This is a genomic window from Brenneria sp. g21c3 (genome assembly GCF_040240345.1).
In the GTDB taxonomy this organism is placed as follows: domain Bacteria; phylum Pseudomonadota; class Gammaproteobacteria; order Enterobacterales; family Enterobacteriaceae; genus Brenneria.
The window spans coordinates 51,829-68,149 of record NZ_JBEIAB010000013.1 but is presented as its reverse complement, the minus strand read 5'-3'; the positions used below and the strand labels follow the sequence as shown (position 1 = coordinate 68,149).

At 51.6% G+C, this 16,321-nt stretch carries 20 protein-coding genes; 3 read left to right on the top strand and 17 right to left on the bottom strand.

From position 1 onward, the window contains the following. Positions 1–6 precede the first annotated feature (6 nt). Entirely contained in the window at positions 7–141 is a 135-nt protein-coding gene (locus ABRZ28_RS17440) for a toprim domain-containing protein (RefSeq protein ID WP_330521007.1), read from the bottom strand. 533 nt (positions 142–674) lie between these two features. Here ABRZ28_RS17440 and ABRZ28_RS17435 point away from each other — a divergent pair. Further along, positions 675–929: a DNA polymerase III subunit theta gene (locus ABRZ28_RS17435; protein WP_370541769.1), complete on the top strand. Its 255-nt coding sequence runs from the start codon at positions 675–677 to the stop codon at positions 927–929. 70 nt (positions 930–999) lie between these two features. Here the strand turns inward: ABRZ28_RS17435 and ABRZ28_RS17430 are convergent, their stop codons facing one another. The 6 genes from ABRZ28_RS17430 to ABRZ28_RS17405 form a co-directional block, all read right to left on the bottom strand. Continuing rightward, on the bottom strand, positions 1,000–3,231 hold the full coding sequence (locus tag ABRZ28_RS17430; protein WP_442878717.1) for a helicase-related protein: 2,232 nt from the start codon (positions 3,229–3,231) through the stop codon (positions 1,000–1,002). A 155-nt stretch (positions 3,232–3,386) separates the two neighbouring features. Beyond that, on the bottom strand, positions 3,387–3,689 hold the full coding sequence (locus tag ABRZ28_RS17425) for a hypothetical protein (RefSeq protein WP_172290875.1): 303 nt from the start codon (positions 3,687–3,689) through the stop codon (positions 3,387–3,389). Positions 3,690–3,723: 34 nt separating this feature from the next. Beyond that, a complete protein-coding gene (locus ABRZ28_RS17420; protein ID WP_330521005.1) occupies positions 3,724–4,827 on the bottom strand; it encodes a DUF6094 domain-containing protein in 1,104 nt (367 codons plus the stop codon). A 73-nt stretch (positions 4,828–4,900) separates the two neighbouring features. After that, the gene (locus ABRZ28_RS17415) at positions 4,901–5,524 is read right to left on the bottom strand and encodes a hypothetical protein (protein ID WP_150437318.1); all 624 of its coding nucleotides are present in this window, start codon (positions 5,522–5,524) and stop codon (positions 4,901–4,903) included. 78 nt (positions 5,525–5,602) lie between these two features. Further along, positions 5,603–6,244, bottom strand: a complete 642-nt coding sequence (locus ABRZ28_RS17410; RefSeq protein ID WP_150437319.1) for a DUF3275 family protein — start codon at positions 6,242–6,244, stop codon at positions 5,603–5,605. Positions 6,245–6,311: 67 nt separating this feature from the next. Then, entirely contained in the window at positions 6,312–6,725 is a 414-nt protein-coding gene (locus ABRZ28_RS17405; protein ID WP_172290877.1) for a DUF3577 domain-containing protein, read from the bottom strand. 93 nt (positions 6,726–6,818) lie between these two features. Here ABRZ28_RS17405 and ABRZ28_RS17400 point away from each other — a divergent pair, with 93 nt between their 5' ends. Beyond that, positions 6,819–6,941: a hypothetical protein gene (locus tag ABRZ28_RS17400; RefSeq protein ID WP_255556162.1), complete on the top strand. Its 123-nt coding sequence runs from the start codon at positions 6,819–6,821 to the stop codon at positions 6,939–6,941. A gap of 106 nt (positions 6,942–7,047) precedes the next feature. On the opposite strand, the gene ABRZ28_RS17395 is transcribed toward ABRZ28_RS17400, so the two are convergent. The 10 genes from ABRZ28_RS17395 to ABRZ28_RS17350 all read right to left on the bottom strand — a co-directional run bounded on the left by ABRZ28_RS17395 (position 7,048) and on the right by ABRZ28_RS17350 (position 14,750). Beyond that, positions 7,048–7,377: a DUF3085 domain-containing protein gene (locus tag ABRZ28_RS17395; protein WP_150437321.1), complete on the bottom strand. Its 330-nt coding sequence runs from the start codon at positions 7,375–7,377 to the stop codon at positions 7,048–7,050. Between the two features lie 148 nt (positions 7,378–7,525). After that, a complete protein-coding gene (locus tag ABRZ28_RS17390; RefSeq protein ID WP_172290878.1) occupies positions 7,526–7,885 on the bottom strand; it encodes a DUF3085 domain-containing protein in 360 nt (119 codons plus the stop codon). Between the two features lie 228 nt (positions 7,886–8,113). Next, entirely contained in the window at positions 8,114–9,121 is a 1,008-nt protein-coding gene (locus tag ABRZ28_RS17385) for a phosphoadenosine phosphosulfate reductase domain-containing protein (protein WP_172290879.1), read from the bottom strand. 121 nt (positions 9,122–9,242) lie between these two features. Beyond that, positions 9,243–10,145, bottom strand: coding sequence for a single-stranded DNA-binding protein (ssb, locus tag ABRZ28_RS17380; RefSeq protein ID WP_191091674.1), 903 nt, complete (start codon positions 10,143–10,145; stop codon positions 9,243–9,245). Beyond that, on the bottom strand, positions 10,138–10,959 hold the full coding sequence (locus ABRZ28_RS17375; protein ID WP_150437325.1) for a PFL_4669 family integrating conjugative element protein: 822 nt from the start codon (positions 10,957–10,959) through the stop codon (positions 10,138–10,140). Before ABRZ28_RS17375 ends, ssb begins: the two co-directional genes overlap by 8 nt. Before the next feature lie 288 nt (positions 10,960–11,247). Continuing rightward, positions 11,248–11,457 carry a TraR/DksA family transcriptional regulator gene (locus tag ABRZ28_RS17370; RefSeq protein ID WP_150437326.1) on the bottom strand — a complete coding sequence of 70 codons (210 nt, stop codon included), beginning with the start codon at positions 11,455–11,457 and terminating at the stop codon, positions 11,248–11,250. Continuing rightward, positions 11,447–12,031 (bottom strand): DUF2857 domain-containing protein, encoded by a 585-nt coding sequence (locus ABRZ28_RS17365; RefSeq protein ID WP_150437327.1) that lies wholly within the window; start codon positions 12,029–12,031, stop codon positions 11,447–11,449. Before ABRZ28_RS17365 ends, ABRZ28_RS17370 begins: the two co-directional genes overlap by 11 nt. Then, on the bottom strand, positions 12,028–13,476 hold the full coding sequence (locus ABRZ28_RS17360) for a ParB family protein (protein WP_150437328.1): 1,449 nt from the start codon (positions 13,474–13,476) through the stop codon (positions 12,028–12,030). The genes ABRZ28_RS17365 and ABRZ28_RS17360 overlap by 4 nt, the downstream gene beginning before the upstream one ends. 21 nt (positions 13,477–13,497) lie before the next feature. Continuing rightward, on the bottom strand, positions 13,498–13,683 hold the full coding sequence (locus ABRZ28_RS17355) for an AlpA family transcriptional regulator (RefSeq protein ID WP_150437329.1): 186 nt from the start codon (positions 13,681–13,683) through the stop codon (positions 13,498–13,500). A gap of 131 nt (positions 13,684–13,814) precedes the next feature. Next, complete coding sequence (locus ABRZ28_RS17350; protein WP_319604374.1) at positions 13,815–14,750, bottom strand: hypothetical protein; 936 nt, start codon at positions 14,748–14,750, stop codon at positions 13,815–13,817. A 688-nt stretch (positions 14,751–15,438) separates the two neighbouring features. Between ABRZ28_RS17350 and ABRZ28_RS17345 the strand changes: the two genes are divergently transcribed. Then, a complete protein-coding gene (locus ABRZ28_RS17345) occupies positions 15,439–16,239 on the top strand; it encodes a MipA/OmpV family protein (RefSeq protein ID WP_150437331.1) in 801 nt (266 codons plus the stop codon). Positions 16,240–16,321 lie beyond the last annotated feature (82 nt).

The following is a 16,321-nucleotide window of genomic DNA, read 5'->3' as shown; positions in this document are numbered from 1 at the left end:
GCAAGATCACTGACTTGCATCCAGTATCTCGCGGGCGATCATTTCCCCTTCTCGGTCGGCGTCGGTGGCGATAACCACGGATGAGGATTTCTTCAGGAGTTTCTGGATGACGGTAAACTGTTTTTTTGCATCTGCTTTCACCGCCAGTTTCCACTGAGCCGGAATGACTGGTAAATCTTCAAGCGCCCGTTTTTTATATTTGCATCATAACGTTCGGGTGGCTCCATCTCCAGCAGATGACCAAATCCTCAGGTGACGGCAATATTTTTGCCGGTGAGGCAGCCATTACCTTTTTGCGTCGCGCCGAGGATACGGGCGATATCACGGCCCTGGGACGGTTTTTCACATAAAAACAATTTCATCGTCGCTCCTGAAAAAAAGCGGGCATCAGGGGATGATGCCCGAACGGGCGGGGAACCCATGTATTACGGGAAGGAAAGTCGTGTCAGAGTAATAACGACAGGATGTGCGCTACAGGGGAAACTCAGTTTGGGATAGAGATGAAAAATGCCGGGAACGGTCTGCGCGAGTTTAGCGTCATCAACAGGCAATGGTTCCCGGCTCTGGCAGACAAATAGATAGGGTGTTATCAATCATGTTGGAGAGATTTCTCGACAGCAGAAGGTCATAATAAGCTCAGCAAACTTCCAGCAAAGGGGGACACCCTATGAGCAATAATTTCAATCTCGGGGGATTTATCTGCTGAGGCGCGCGACAAAATTAATGTCGATCTTGCTGCGAGCGGCGTCGCATACAAAGAGCGGTTGAATTTGCCTGTCATCCCGGCACTGGTCGAAGCGGAACAACCCGAGCAATACAGAGCCAATTTGCGCGAGCGATTACTGCACTACAGGGAGATCAGCAAAACGTTGCCTAAAGGTACAGATCTCGCCTATCAGAAAATGGCGGAGACCAACAATAAAACGTAATCACTGATTTCGACGCATGTATAAAAGAGAAAAAAAGAACCCTGCCGGAATGGCAGGGTTAGTGTGAGTATCAGGCAACCAGTTGTTTAGCTAAAGCAATTTCAACCGAATCACCGTCAGCGTTGAGAATATCCAGGCCGGACTCCGGCACATCGCCCGCGGTGCTTTGCGCTACGGCGATTTTTCGTGCCATCAGGTCGAGACAGGCGATTTGCGACGTCGCGGCATAGCCGAGATAAATCACTTTTACCGCCCGTTTCTGCCCGATGCGCCATGAGCGGCGCGCCGCCTGAAGCAGGGTATAGACGTTAAATCCGGTCTGCATAAACACGATGGTGGGAAACTCCAACAGGTCGAGCCCGGTTTTTACCAGCTCCGGGTTCGATACCAGCACGTCGATGCCCTTGTCTACCTGTTCAGCGACCCAGTCCTCCCGTTGCTCCGGGCTGACGGTGGCGCGCAACACGGCGACTTTTAGCCCGGCTTGCGTCAGCAGGGCTTTCAGCCGCGAGGTGGTATCGCGGGTGCCGCTGTAGGTGGAGTACGCCAGTACCTTACGGCCTGCGGCTTTCTCCGCCAGACAAAGAGCAATCAGTGCCTGCTCTTTGGGCGTCGCCTCCGTGGCATCGAACAGCGCGGGTACGAATGCCAGCGTGTCGCGGGTACGCGGATGTTTCACTACTTCCGGGCGGAAGCAACACTCCGGCCAGGCCAGCAGCACATTGAGCACCACGCCCAGCAGGGTGGTATCCCGCTTTGCCAGCGCCTGACGCAGCATCGTCGTCAGCGAGACGGACAGTTTCGTGTAAGCATCGCTTTGCGTCTCCGTCATCGCCACTTCCCGGAATTCTTCATGATAAGGCGGCAGCACGTCGCGGCCCAAATCACTCAGTTTCAGAAAAACGGTATAGGGCAGCAGGCAACGCAGCACGCCTTTTGGGCCGAATCCCGGCGCCTTGGATACCCGGACAGCGGTTTTTTTCCCTCTGGCGGTTTTATGCGCCTCACGGTTGTTTTCGGAGAGAACCTCCTTTAACACGCCGTGATCGTGCATAAACCGCATGCCGGCGGCGGTCAGGCTGCCGTTGCGGCCGGGGCGATAGCCTTCTTCCAGCATCCTCCGGGTCAATATGCGAAACAACAGATAAAAAATGTCGTCCGCATATCCCCCCATCAGCGTGCCGGTCAGCAGCAGGATTTTTCTGACGTGACTGGCCAGAACGCCCATCGCCTGTCCCTGTGCCGAACTTGCGCCCTTGTACTCATGCCCTTCGTCCACCACCATCAGGTCGAACGTGTTTTTCGGTAAATGGCGCTTGATGTATTCACTGGCCTGGTAATTTCCTTCGCCGAAGCCGAATTCAACATTGGCCATCGCACGCTCCATACGCTGAGCCTGCCGGTCGGAAAACACCAGTTCGCCGCTGTTGTCCATCAGGTTGATGAACTCGTAGAGGTTATCGCCGAGCATGGACGCCAGAAACGCGTCGCCAAAGGCATTTTTCAGTTTTCTGGCCGTCGCATCGCCAATGGTCGGGATGCGTTTCAACGCCTTATTCACCATCTGAGACTGTAAATCATCAGGCAGGGCATTCGGGCGCATCAGCGTCCACAGCGGCGTCTGGCAGTGCGAGCATTTGCGGGGTTTTTCTTCCTGTTGCAGGTGGTTTACTGCAAGCCAGTTGCCGTCCGTATCGGTAATGCGCTGACCGCAGTCGGGGCAAACGCCTAAGGGGATGCCCTGCCGGCGCCGTACCGCGCAGGCGGGTTTCCAGTGGTAGCCCATGCGCATCCGTACCCGTCCCAGAATGAAAAACTCCGGGCCGGTAGCGGGAACGTGAAGCTGTTCGCGCAGCAACATCAGCTTGATGAGCGTATCCGGGCCGTTGAGCACCCAGATACGGGCATTTTCAATGGTCTCCAGTATTTCACGCCGCCACTTGTAAACCAGATGCGGCGGCGAGAGCACCAGTGAGCGACGGTAACCTTCGCGGTACAGCACCGCCGCCGTGGCGATAGCCAGCAGCGTCTTGCCGCAACCCATTTCGCCATTGATGATGGCGGCATGTTCGTTGCGATCGACCAGCAGTTTTACCACCGCCTGTACGGTATCGGCCTGCGCCGGAAACGGGCGGCGTTTCAGCGCGTCCATGACGGCCTGCCTTTTCAGATCGGGCGTGCCGTCATAAACGGGGGGAAGGGACTGGTTCAGCGACGCCAGCAGGCTGTCGCCGAATTCGTCGATAAACTGGTTCAGTGGAAAAACAACGGGCGAAGTCGTTGAGGGAGAGGTCTCGGTCATGGTCATGTTCCTTGAAATAAAAAACATCGGGAATGTTTTTAACGCCGCTTGCGGCGGCCCGCAGGGTGGCCTACAGGGAGGTAGGCCATAAAAAACGGGACAGACCATTCCCCGTCGGGAACGCTGTCCCGTCAGAGTGAGTGAAGTGATAAAACTCAGGGGTGAACGGAAATCACGGTCTCGCTGCGATCGGCGCAGGTATTGATGACCACCATGCGGATGCCATTAAACGGGTGGAAATAACAGGACAGCAGGCTGTTGTCATATTCCAGCGCATAGTGATTGGTCAGGCGTAATTTTCGGGGAACGTCGCCCCAGTCGCCTGACGTATGACGGCGAAGCAGCCTTTGCAGGTTTTCCGTACTCAGTGCGTTTTTATCGTCATTGAGCAGAGCGTTGCCGCAGGGAAAGACGGTTTTGTGCGTGAAAGCCGGAAGGCTCAGTAATCGATGTGTCATGATGAAGTTCCTTAAACGTATTAATGGTGGCGGGTTAACGAATGGCGATCAGTTGTCCGAACGTTTCTGATCCCGGCGTCATATCCCAGGCGGAAATAGCCGGAATGAAACGATCCGTCATCGTGATGGTCTCGGTAATCTCACCCTCGTCGTTTTCAGTGAATTCGGTTTTACGGTCTTTCACTTTGTAGGTGTCGCCGCGAACAACCAGGGTGCGGCCCGATGGCGAGGTGATCACGCCGGTGATCGCGCCCGCGGCCAGCGCCAGTGCGAGATGCCAGCGGGAAAGTTGTTTTGCCGGTGGTCGTAGTGGCTGTGGCTGGAGGCAAAGCTCGGTGGAGAACGCAGGCCATAGCCCTTTCAGTTGGCTCATTTCCTCTTCGAGTTGAACGGGTTCGAGCGTGACGCGGTAAAAATGTTTCAGTGTCTGTCGGACGGCGGGGACGCGGTAGGGTACTGACCAGGCATCGGGCAGCGCCGGTGCGGTCTCCTCACCTTGCCCGACACGCAGCAGACGTCGCTGGCGTTGCTTTACGGCATCGGTATGTTGCTGATGCTGGCGGCTCCGGCGGCCAAAAATCACCACCTGCTTAAACTGATCCGTGGCGGCGGAAAATAGCCGCACATCCGTAAAGCTGTTTGCCAGCCAGCCCGCGAATTCGCGATCGAGCGTGTAGTACGGGATTATCAGCACCAGAATGCCGCCATATTGCAGATTGCCCAGGGTGCGCTGATAAAACAGCTTTTCCAGCCGGGCGCGGCCTTTGTGGTCGGTTTCCTGTTTCCCATTGACCAGATCGCCGTAGGGTGGGTTAAGAAACAACAGCGAAAAGGCCTGTTGAGAGATAACCGTGTCCATCAGATCGCCGTGCAGTGACAGATCGGCCAGGGTGGCGCAGTGCGCGGCACGCTCTGCATCGTATTCCACGGTACAGGCCTGGACACGCTCTTCGTCCAGATGGCAGGCGATCTCCGTAATGGCGACGCCTTCGCCGGCGCAGGGATCCAGCAACCGGAGAGTACCGGTGGGACTATCCGGCGTCAGCGCGGTGAGAATACGCTCCAGCGTGGCCTCGTCGGTGGGGAAGTAGCCGTTGCGCACAAAATTGCGCGCCAGGCGGGGGAACATAAGCGCCATAGAGGGTTTCCTTGTGATAAGTGACATGTTGATAAGGAGCGTACCCGGCAGGGAAGGTACGCTCGTGGCGTCATCAGGCCGCGAGAGGCGGGGCGGATGATAAAGGCGAGTCGGATGAAGTCCGCAGTTCCCCTCGTGAAATGGCCTGACTCATCAGTTCAGTCAACAGGGGGATATCGACGGACAACCGCCAGCCGGACAGGCCGCCATAGCCGCCGGGCAGCGGGGCGAGCATCTGTGAGGTTTGCAGGATGTCCAGCACGATAGTCTGCCAGTGGTCCAGGAGCGGCACTGAGCAGGTTTCCCGAAGCAGCGCCCAGGCGCGCTGGCGCCACAGAGGATCGTCTTTGGCGGTCAATAAAATGGCCTGATGGTTAGCTCTGTCGGGGATCCGGCAGCGTTTATCGAATAACCAGAGATGCACCAGCGTGCCGAAGCGTGTCTGGCCGTGTCGTGACGTCCGCTTGTCCAGATTATCGGTATTGCCGGGAAACAGCGTATGTTCATGAAGGGCGACATCGGTCAGCGTCAACTGCGTCAACGCCTCTTCATTTTTGAGCGTCATCCGCGCCAGCAGTTCCTGAATCGCGGTATCGCGTCCCCAGACGGACAGGAACGCCAGTGAACGCCGTTCGTCGCAGACGTAAGCGTCAGCCATGATGTGGGGACATTCGTTAAGTCGTAGCAGAGATGCCATGGGAAAACCCTCCTTTCGGTTGTTAACAGGGTTTTCCCCAGTCGGGAAAACCCGACAGTGGGTGAGATAATGCGGAAATTACGACGTGGTTTCTTCTGCGGGAACAGCCGTTTTAATAAAATGCTGCTCCTGAGCCCTGAAATCGTAGCCGAGCCGGGACAGCCGAGCCTTCTGCTGGCGCAGCACCTGCCGGGGGGCGGTGGCATCGAGTTTAACGATGTCGCCCAGCGGCCAGAGCGGGCCAAACAGTTTCTGGTCATCGTCTTCCTGCTCCGCCGACGTCGGCACCACGAATTGCGGGCGTCTGGCGGCGGTGTTTTCTGCTGGCGTCGGTTCGATTGCTTTTCCCGCGGGCGTTTCCGGTTGCGGCGACTGCGCAGGCTCTTCTTCATCCAGCGGATCGTTAACTGGCGGAGTGAGTTTCTGTTCGTCGCCGGGCGTCAGCGCCTCATCGGTGGCAATATTCATGGCATCAAGGCGAACGCGCATTTCAAAACCGGAGTTTGCGCCGTAGCTCCATGAATGCAGGTAAATTTTGCCGATCACAAACTGGCCTTCATAAATACCGGCGGTATATTGCTCCAGTTCGCGGTTTTTAACGGAAAAGCTGCCGATGGCGGTTTCCAGCAGGCCAACGTTAAAATCGCCGTTTCGCCCGTGAATGGTTCTGACCACCAGTTTCCCGGCAACCATCACCGGGGCGGTTGAGGTGTTGTTCATAGTCAGTCCTGATAGTGGTTAATGGGGAGAATAAAACGTTATTCTCCCGATAGGGTTGGTGAAGGGATCAGGCGGCGGCGGGTTGGCTTTCTTCAGCGTTTTCCCGGTAGACTTCAAAGCCGTCAATCTTGATGGTGGTGATTTTGATCAGACGGCCTTTAATCGAGCAGCCTGACTGGCCGCTTTTCGCGCCTGACTGGTAGGTGAAAACTTCAGGGTAGATATCGCCGACAGTAAAAGCGATAAGCACCTTCTGTTTTTTACTCAGCGCATCCTGGCAACTTCCCAGCAGGGAGGCGGCTTTTTCGTTATAGACTCGAACGTCAATATAACTGTATTCAGGGGAGTCCTTCGTACCGCGCAGGGCGGCAATGGTGCATGCCATAAACGGATCGCCGCGTTTGGGCGTCACGGTGCGCAGACGGTTGACATAGCCAATGCCTCGGGTATGCAGATCAAAATATTTGTTTTCGGTGGTCATGGTCTGTCTCCATAAATATAGATATGGGAGACAGCCCCGCTGGGGAGTTGTCTCCCGGCGGGGGTAAGGATATGAGTGAAGGATGACGACGATATGCTTGCAGGCATATTGCTCATTTTCAGTCGTATTGAGCATCAGGCGAGCATCACCAGAGGTGGACAGCTTGCAGCTCTGCTGTACGGGCCATCGCAGGGATGGGTAAAGCAGGCACAGTAAACAACGGCAGAGATTATTCGGGAAGAAAAAACTGTTTTTCGAAATGAGAAATTAAATGCCGCATAAAAAAGCCTCGCTGAATAATAGCGAGGCAATGAACTTTTAATTATTTTAATGCGGTGATGGCGATTTCTTTATCAGAAAAAGAGACTGCAATATCGCTGCGGTCATTAATGGCGGACTGTAATGCGCTGTGCTGTGCGGATATCTCTTCGACGCGATCATTTTCGCCGCATAGCGTATTTAAGCGCTCACGCCATTCATCGGACTCCTGCCTGTCAGGGCTGAATCCTTCGGCATAACACAGTGTAATCCCGCGTATTGGCATCATATAAAGTCCCTGATCTTTTACCAGAAGGACTGAACAGTTATATTTTATTGCATCCTGAATGACGGGAATAAGCGTTTCAGATTTGAAGATGATGTTTTCTTTCATGAAGAATTCCTTATGAATAAGATGGAATGTGTTTGTGACGGTAAGCCAAATAAGGGGAGCGCCTGTTTAAACCGCATCAGGCGTACAGGGGAGAATTAAACAGTATGAAGTTCCCTCTGCCGTTGTGTTGACAGAGGGATGTCGTATATCATTTTTTACGTGCTTTTAACTCAAATTGCGTGTCGGTGAACGTCACGACAAGATGACTTCGGTTATCTGTCACGGCTGAGAATACGGAGCTGTTTATATCAATAAATTCTCCGAAGTCATCTCCGCCGCAGATAGCGTTTAATTCATCGTACCATTGGTCAAATTCCTGTATGTCGGGATTAAATCCCTCTGCATAGCACAATGTTTTTTGTCTTCCTGTGCCTGTGTCTCTCTCGCCTTTTTCAGCCATCATATAAAGACCATGATCTTTTACCAGAATAATACGGCATTTGTTTTTTCTGGCCTCCTGAATAACCGGGCTGAGTGTTTCTGATTTAAAAATGACGCTTCTTTTCATGGTGATTTCCTTCATAAATTAAATGGAGTGTGTTTACGGCAACGATGCAAATTAATTGCACCGCCTGTTTTCAGTTGCATCAGGCGTAGGGGATGAACATCGTATTGCTACGGGTAACTTCCAGTTCGCGTTACCGGGCGCCATAAGGCGATGTTGCCGGGAAATTAAACCGGCGAAGCAGAAAAATCGACAGAAGAAACCCTATTCAGGCAGGCGTAAATTATTCACTTATTCGCAGATCCCGGTGTAAATACTGTGGCAGGGTTTACCATCATTTAATGCGGCAATATCATCAAACAGCTTTCCGCCGTGTTTTGAAAACGCCCAGCCGCGGTATGTCTGGATACCGTGGCTGTCGAGGCTGATTTTATAGGTATCTTTTTCCGCTTTTCCCGGATCGCGGGTGGAAGGGAAAAAGGTCGAGTTGCCGCGCGTGGAGCAGGCTGCGACAATCCGCTCCCACTGCGCTACGCGTTCGATCTGTTCCGGAAAACGGCGGAAAATCACGCCCAATTCTTTTTTTCGAGCATGGATACAGGGCATGCAGCCCACTCGTGCGCACCCCAGTTGGTAGAGCGGATTCGGCGGAATGCCGTGACGTCTTGCCAACGAAAATACGTCCTCATGCGTCCAGTGCAGTAAAGGACGATAGACGTGCAAGCCCATTTTATTGCCCACATCCTGTTCCAGTTCTGGCAGTCTGGCGCGGAATGCGGATTCCTGGGCGCGCACGCCTTGCCAGCTAATCACATCGTCATACCGGGCCAGCAATGGGGTGATTATTTGCTCGTCAATGGGGCGATGCTTCAGTTCAAATGTGCAAAACCGGGCGCAGGTGCTGGGAAAGCGGCCTTTCAGAATACATAAATCAAGGAAGGGAATATGACGCGGATACATTTCTGCCAGGGCATAGTGAATACGTTGTTCCGCTTCCTGCGGCGTAAAATGATATTTTTCAACCAGCTTTTGCGGCCAGATTTGCTGAATATAATGGCGCTTGTTGATGATACGTTGCCGAAAATCAGCCCTGACGCGCATCACGACGCCCAATTTTTGCTCCAGCACAGAGAGATAGTCATAAGTATAAGGATGTTCATGACCCGTATCGGCAAAAACGACGGTCGCGTTTATGCCCTGTTCGCGAGCCAATAACCACAATGCCAGCGAATCTTTGCCGCCCGATAAGCTGATAACATGCCGGACTGAATCTGTTGGAAAATTTTTATGTGATTGCATGTAGGTGACCTCATGGAGACGAATGAGATCGGTTAATTAACCGCTGCGAACCGGCACGGTCTCGTATCAATTCAATACGGTAAAAAAAGAATGACGCCCGTCAGGGCGTCACCAGAGCGAGTTACTCGTTATTTTCCGTTTCAGGAGAGGATCCCGGTTCTTTGTCTGTATCAGGTTTACTGCTCAGCATGTGCAGCGTGCCGTTAATATCGATAACCACCTCGGTGGACAGCCGCTCCGCGCCCAGGTTGTCCTGCCATTTTCTGACTTGTAACCGTCCTTCCAGATACACCTGCGTTCCTTTTTTCAGGTGTTTTGCCGCGATTTCCGCCAGTTTGTTGTACACTACAATCCGGTGCCATTGGGTGCGTTCTTTGGTTTCCCCGGTTTCCTTGTCTTTCCAGATATCCCCGGTGGCGATCGAAAAAACGGTGACTGGCTGCTTATCCGCTGTATAACGCACCTCCGGATCCTGTCCCAGAAAACCGATCAGGCAGACTTTATTCAATCCACGTTGGGCCATATTGATTATCCTCGTATTGATATGTTGCAGGGGAGGCTGACGCCGATAGCGCGGCTGAACGGGCGTCAGCCATTTTGAGGGAGCATTCACGGATCTGGCACAGCAGAAGGTGGTTATCGACATCTGCATGTTGAAGAGGATCCGAGCCTGTTCGATCGCCAGCAGCGCGTCCCTGATTTGCGGCGGTTGTGAGGCGTCCTGTAGCAGCGCGCGCCATGCCGGTGTGCCGGAGCGATTGTTCTGCTGATTGCGCCAGCGCAGAAAATTTGCACCAGAGCGGGCTGGCCCACGGCATAACAGCAAGGGTAAGTTTCGTAACGGCCAGCGCCAGGCACGGTGAATGATCCGCGTCTGTAGCTGGTGCAGGGTCGCCGCCGCGTCTGCCGCAGATTGCGCTGATAATTGCGGCTCCCTTACCCTTAAAAGGCCTTTTAGACAGCTTTCGTAAGCAAACCAGTCCTCGCGGGTCAGCGCCTGGTATATGGAGGCTGGATCAGTCATCGTCGTCTCCGGGCTCTGTCGCAGTAACCGTCGATACGTCAAGGTCTGGCCCATCGGCGGAAGGTTCATCTGGCGCAGAGGCCGGAATATCAGCCACAGGTTCAGGTCTATCCTCTGAGGCAAACCGGAGCGGTGGCGCATAGGCCGAGCGTCGGGAGCCCTTAAAGATATCGTCCGGCACGGGACCGGCTAATTCTTCCGCCGCCTGTGCGCGGGCATTGCCGTCACGGATATCCTGCCGGGTAACGGGAATACGCCGGTATTTCTGGGCCAGCACAAAAATACTGCGGATCAGGTTGCCGCCGCGCTGACGAATGTCGTTGAGCTCCACGCGGTTAATCAGCGCCATGTGATTCGCCAGCATCAGGTTGCGCATCAGCTTGTCGAAATCGGTCAGCAGATAGACGGCAATAAACCCTAACTGGGAAGCGGCAAACACCGGGAACCGCGCAGGCTGGATACTGAGGCAGCTTTCAACGGTCATCATTTCCGGGATCTGGGCGAATACGGCGTCCATACTGCCGATTAATGCGTTCATTTCCTCCCGAGCGGACAGTAACCGTTCTTCCAGCCTCAGCATCCAGATATCGGCATAGGGGTTGTCGGTGATGGCATCCAGGCGGAGGATATTCATGATATTAAGGAAACGCGGCATCCCGATGATGCCGTGGACATCTTCTTCCGGGTTTGCCTGGCGCCCCTGCCACAGCTGGGTCGCCAAATGGGTGTGCAGTTCAATGGTGATGGCGCTGCGTAACGGGCCGCTGGTGAGACGGTAATTATCCCGGCTGCTTTGCTGTTCGTTTTCGTTCATGAGAGGCTCCTGCAAATGAAGGAGCGGACAGGGTGTTACAGTTTATTCTAGGGTGATATTGCAAAACCAATTATAAAAATGAAGGAAATGGGCTGGCTGGTTTGATAGGCTATAATTTTGACTTTCTTATTATTGATAGGAAACGGTCTAAAAATATTCTGCCAGAATATTTTTAGACCGTTTCCGTTTGAAAGTGAGATATTAATCGGTAAAAACTATGTCTATCGATTGCACTGATAAGAAAAACACGCAGAGAAAGAAACTCCCCGCCTTTGGGTCGTCTTATTCTTAGCGCAGCTGGCGCTCAAGCTTTGCCTGGCAATCAATACACGTTGTTACGCCGGGCAATGTCCCACGCCGTTTGTCTGGAATGCGTTCACCGCATAGCCGGCAGTAAGACAATGATGGCGTTGCAGCAGGTCTGAAACGGTTTTTTTCGATAAGCTTTTCCAACTGCTGCTCATTGAGTTCCTGATCGCGATCGATTTCATCTGGCATGTGATTTCCTCCTGTCCGATGCTTCTTTTTCGCAAAGCGTGATGCGGTTCCAGACCACGGTGAGCGACGGGCCCTCATCTTGTGATGAGAGTTCTTCGGTAACTTGCATCATGATGTCCAGCGCGTTGAGCGAGTCGATGTTTTCCGGGCGTCGTTTTTGCCAACGAACCCAGATTTCAGCATCGGTATCTTCATCCGGGATTTGCGTCCGGCCCTGAGAAATAGATATACCTAGCAACCGGCGTCGGGCGCTGATTTCATTAGACGACAGGCCAAAATACTGGTTCAGAAGCTCAATCGAACCGCCCAGACAGATGGCCCGGTTAATCTGTTGTTGCAGGAGTACCTCCTGACGGGACTGAGCCAGGATCTGGCGTAGAACTTCGTGTTGGATCGTGACATTCATAAACTGCGCGGACGCCCGGCTGACAATGAACAGCTCGTCTAGGGATAACTGATTGATGGCGTTCATTTCGTCGTAAGTGAAACCCAGCGCTTCGCAGTAGCGAATGTTGCCTTCTTTCAGCGCATGCAGTACGTCAGTCAATACCGCGTAGTTCAGTGACGGGATCATGATGATGCCTCCTCCCGTTGTTTCTCATGCAGGCGGCGCAGCAGACGGATCAACTGGAAAATATTTATGACCACATCGTCGCCAAATCCGGCTGACGTCATCGCGGAGCCCAGTAATAAATGCTGCCACAGTGACGCGGCTCCCCCCATTTTTTGCGCCAGAAAAGACAGAAGTTGCCAGTAGGTACGAGCCTCATTCGACAACGGGCTGTCTGGCTCTGCCAAATCAAAGCCGTTTTCCTGCGAGGGTTGTATCAGATGTTCCAGACCGGCTTTTGCCGCCAGCCCCCATGCCGTTTGTTCGGCAAGCGATGGCAGATTTTCGGTAGTGTCAAAGACAGGCTCGATATCCCATCCAGCCTCCGGGCGTTCCAGGGGCGATATCTCCGCCGGATCAGTATCGGTGATATTCCCGCTTTCGCTTTCCTGTTCCTCTTTCCCTGCAGCATGGGGCTTGACAGAAGGGGCGGATCCGGGTTTTGCGTGAGAATCATAAAAAGGTTCGTCATTTTGTTCCGGTACTTCGTCCGCCGTATTTCGGGGTGTTGAGAGGACCGTTCTGACCTCTGGTTGATAACGGCGTTGCTCGTTGATCTCAGGGAGTGTTGGGGTTGGTGATCCCAATAGCGCTTGGCGTTTCTGAGCCCCGGCATCGGTGATCAATGCCACGGCATTGTAATCGATCTCCAGCGCCTGGCTGATAAGTCCCGTTAGTTCGTCCCGAATACCGTCATACGAGAAACCCGCCAGCGGGCCATTAAAGGGGATAAGAGCCATAGCGAAGACATCATTAAAGTCAGGTTTGCCAGCGACAGATTGATACTGGGTATCCCAGAATTTTGATGTGCAGGCGCGCAGCATTAACAACCTTTCAATGGTGGTTTTAGGCAGGCCGCTGTACAGCAAATCCGGAATATGAGGCAGGAGATAGTTAATCGTCGCTGTCATTCTGCTGTATACCGACTGGTGGATTGCATAGCCGGCCTGATCAAGTTTCTGGAGTAATTCTGTTTGGGACATCGCGCCATAGAGCGACAGGCAAATATCAGCCGCTTTTTGTACGGCCAGGGATTTTTCAATAAATGTCAGCGAACCGCGCAGATCATTCTCGACCAGATGACCGAGCAGACAGTGTAAATTACCGCGCTCTACAGGACCGGACAGCCATTTGTGGAACAGGCAGGTGATATCCCAGAATACTTTATCCTGCGTCTCCAGCCAGAGTTCATTCAGAATAGACAGTCGGGTATTCCCGCCATTGAATACAATATAATGGCTTTCGCCTGGTCGTTGGGTGATTTTCGGAGGATGGTCGAGCCCGCGGTTTTTAATTGATGTCTTGATTTCCTCATAATAGGGATTCCGGATAATTCTGGGATCGAGTTCAAAGGCCCTGAGTTGGTCCAGTTTCACGGATAAAAGGGTACCTTGATTATCTTTCATCATCCTTTTCCTCTGAAAAAATGATTAACGGTTGGCTAATTTAATATTGATCCATTCATCAATTTCAGATTCGAGCCAGGCTACGCTGGCCGGACCTATTTTGACCGAATGAGGAAAGTTGCCGCTTTTCATATACAGATATATTTGCGAGCGTTTTAAACCGGTTTTTTCTTCAACCTGCTTTAGTCGTAATAGCTGATGTGATGTCATAGTATCCTCCTGTGGCAGAAATGGGTTATGTCCGGAAATGACACGACAACACAAACAGGAGCAGGGATAAAGTTAATGAACCCGTATTAAGGATTGGAAAACCCTTAATACGGGGTTCAGTCAAATAATGCTTATCTTGATGATGTTGATACCCCAAGGAAAGATGGTGAGCCACGCTCAAGAGCAGTTTTTAGTGTCTCGCCGCTTAGACGATCCGTTATACCGTCGGCTAATGCCCATTGTTCAAAGATGGACAGCAGCTTGTAAGGCTGGTTAACCAATGGACTGATGGCCTCATTATGCTTGCAGGAGAGCCAGAACAAGCGCGATAGCGGGGTGGATATCCGTGTTGTAGAAGTTGATATAGTTTTATTTTTCGCCAGTATCTGGATTAATTTTTCAAGCTCAGTATGGCGGAGAACGAAACAGGCATCTAGAGGTAGGGCGTGGAGCGGAAAGTGTTCTTTTCGACAATATTTATTTATGTTGTGAAAGATAATGCGATCGTGAATTTGGGGGGCGATGTTTTTAGGTAGTAGTTTTATTTGTTTTTTCATCCTTTCTTGCCATGTGGTTTCTTCAAATACCTGAAATATTTCTCCTGAAATGATAGTGGAAAAACCGTAGTTTATTGTGTTTTTCTCTGTCATCGGCGATGGAATACTCAACGATTGAGCTAGTAAATGTTGTATTAAAATATATTCGTATCCTATTAATGGTGTGTCAAGGATTTTGTTTTTAGAAAGAAAGTACTCTCCCTCAGTGTCGATAATTAAATCTCTTTTATTGATGAAGCAATCTTTTTCAAGCAAGCAAAGTCTATGGGTAAGTTTGTTTTCTGCTTTTTTTAATTTTACTTTGTTATTTAAGGTTTTTACTTTTCTTAACCTAACAGGAGACTGAAAATAAATGGAGAGGTGTATTTTCCCACATAAGGCATCTCGATAAATATCTCTTTTTTTTATTTTTATATTCGTCGATAGAGTAGCTATTTTGACTGCTTCTCTTATTGTAACCCAGTCAGGTATTCTACTCATTGAATAAAATGGTTTGTCGTGTTTTTTCATAATGCTTCTCCTTCTATATTACGAGGCTAACTGTTTTGATAGTCATCAATTCCCTGTTGTTTAATGATGTTAGAATGTATTTTTTTCTAGAAAAATAATTAAACTGAGTGAAAAATTGTCTTGTTGACGGTAGTTTTCTTTAATTGGATAACAGCTGATTCGTTGGAATATCAACATGGTAATGTATTATACGTTCACGTTATCAGTGAGTATTTTCTAACGAGGATTTAGGAGTTTAATTTCATATATAATAATTGGTTATGTTGATTTTTTGCATTTTTTCCTGTTAGAGCTTCCCTCTCGATTGCTGCGTATTGACAACAATGAAACGAAACAGTATCGTTTCGTTATTGTTGATCTATCTCATACTGTATGTAAATAACAATGTGACGATCTGTACGAAGGTGCGTTACCGGTGAATTGATTTCATCCTGTCTGAGGCGCTTTGGCTAGGCGGAATATGCCCTCCCGTAACGGAGCGATTTGATGTATTTTTTGTGCTAAATATCATGATGTTAGGTTGATCTTAAGTGCGTGGTGCAGCCTGTTGAGTGTTCGCTCGAACGGGTTCACAAAGAGGGGGCGGGTCACTACAGCACGAATGATGGATGTGTTTTTCTGGCTCCAGGGACGATTCAAGATTGACGGCCCTTGAGCTTCCTCACTTACGTTAAAAAAGGACTATGCAATGAAGCACCCCACCGATTCTTTCAGATTGACCAGCTGTTCCGTATCGGCGGCATTGGCGATGTTTACCGTTTCGCTGTCCTGGGCGCCGATGGCGGCTGCGCAAACTGCCAAGCCCGACGGAGATGGATCTTCAACATGGGCATTAGGCGCGGGCGTTGCCGTTGTTCAGAAGCCTTATCGCGATATTGATACTGATGTTGTTCCCTTACCGCTATTTTCGTACGAAAACAGATGGATTAGCGCTTCTGTTCCAAAGCTGGACTTAAAACTCCTTTCCAATGAATCCGTTACCCTGAGCCTGAGGGCCAGATACGCCGGGGACGGCTATGATGCGGACGACTCCCCGTTCCTTGCCGGCATGGATGATCGCAAGGGCAGTATATGGGCAGGGGGGGCAATGATGTGGAAGACGGGCATCGTCGATCTTTCGGCGGAAGTCCTCGGCGACGTTTCCGGCAATAGCAAGGGCTCTCGTGCAAAATTGCAGGCGGAGCGGCGTTTTTCCTCCGGCGCTTTTGGCATAACGCCGAGGTTGGGCGTTGCGTGGGTGGATAGCAAATTCGTTGATTACTATTATGGCGTGAGGCGTTCAGAAGCGCGTCCAAACCGCGGTTTTTATGAGGGGGAGTCTGCCACCAATGTTGAGGCGGGGGTGCGCATGGATTACACTCTGGCGCGGCGTCACACCTTGTTTCTTGATGCGAGCGCCACCCGGTTCGGCAGCGCCATCAAAGATAGCCCGTTAGTTGACAGTTCAAGCCAAACGATGGTGAGCGTCGGTTATCTCTATCGTTTTTAATCAAACTTGATTTATCGCTCATGGCGGGCCGTCGCCGTGAGTCTCTTCCTGAGAGCGGTTGACAAATACGCCCTGTCTATAC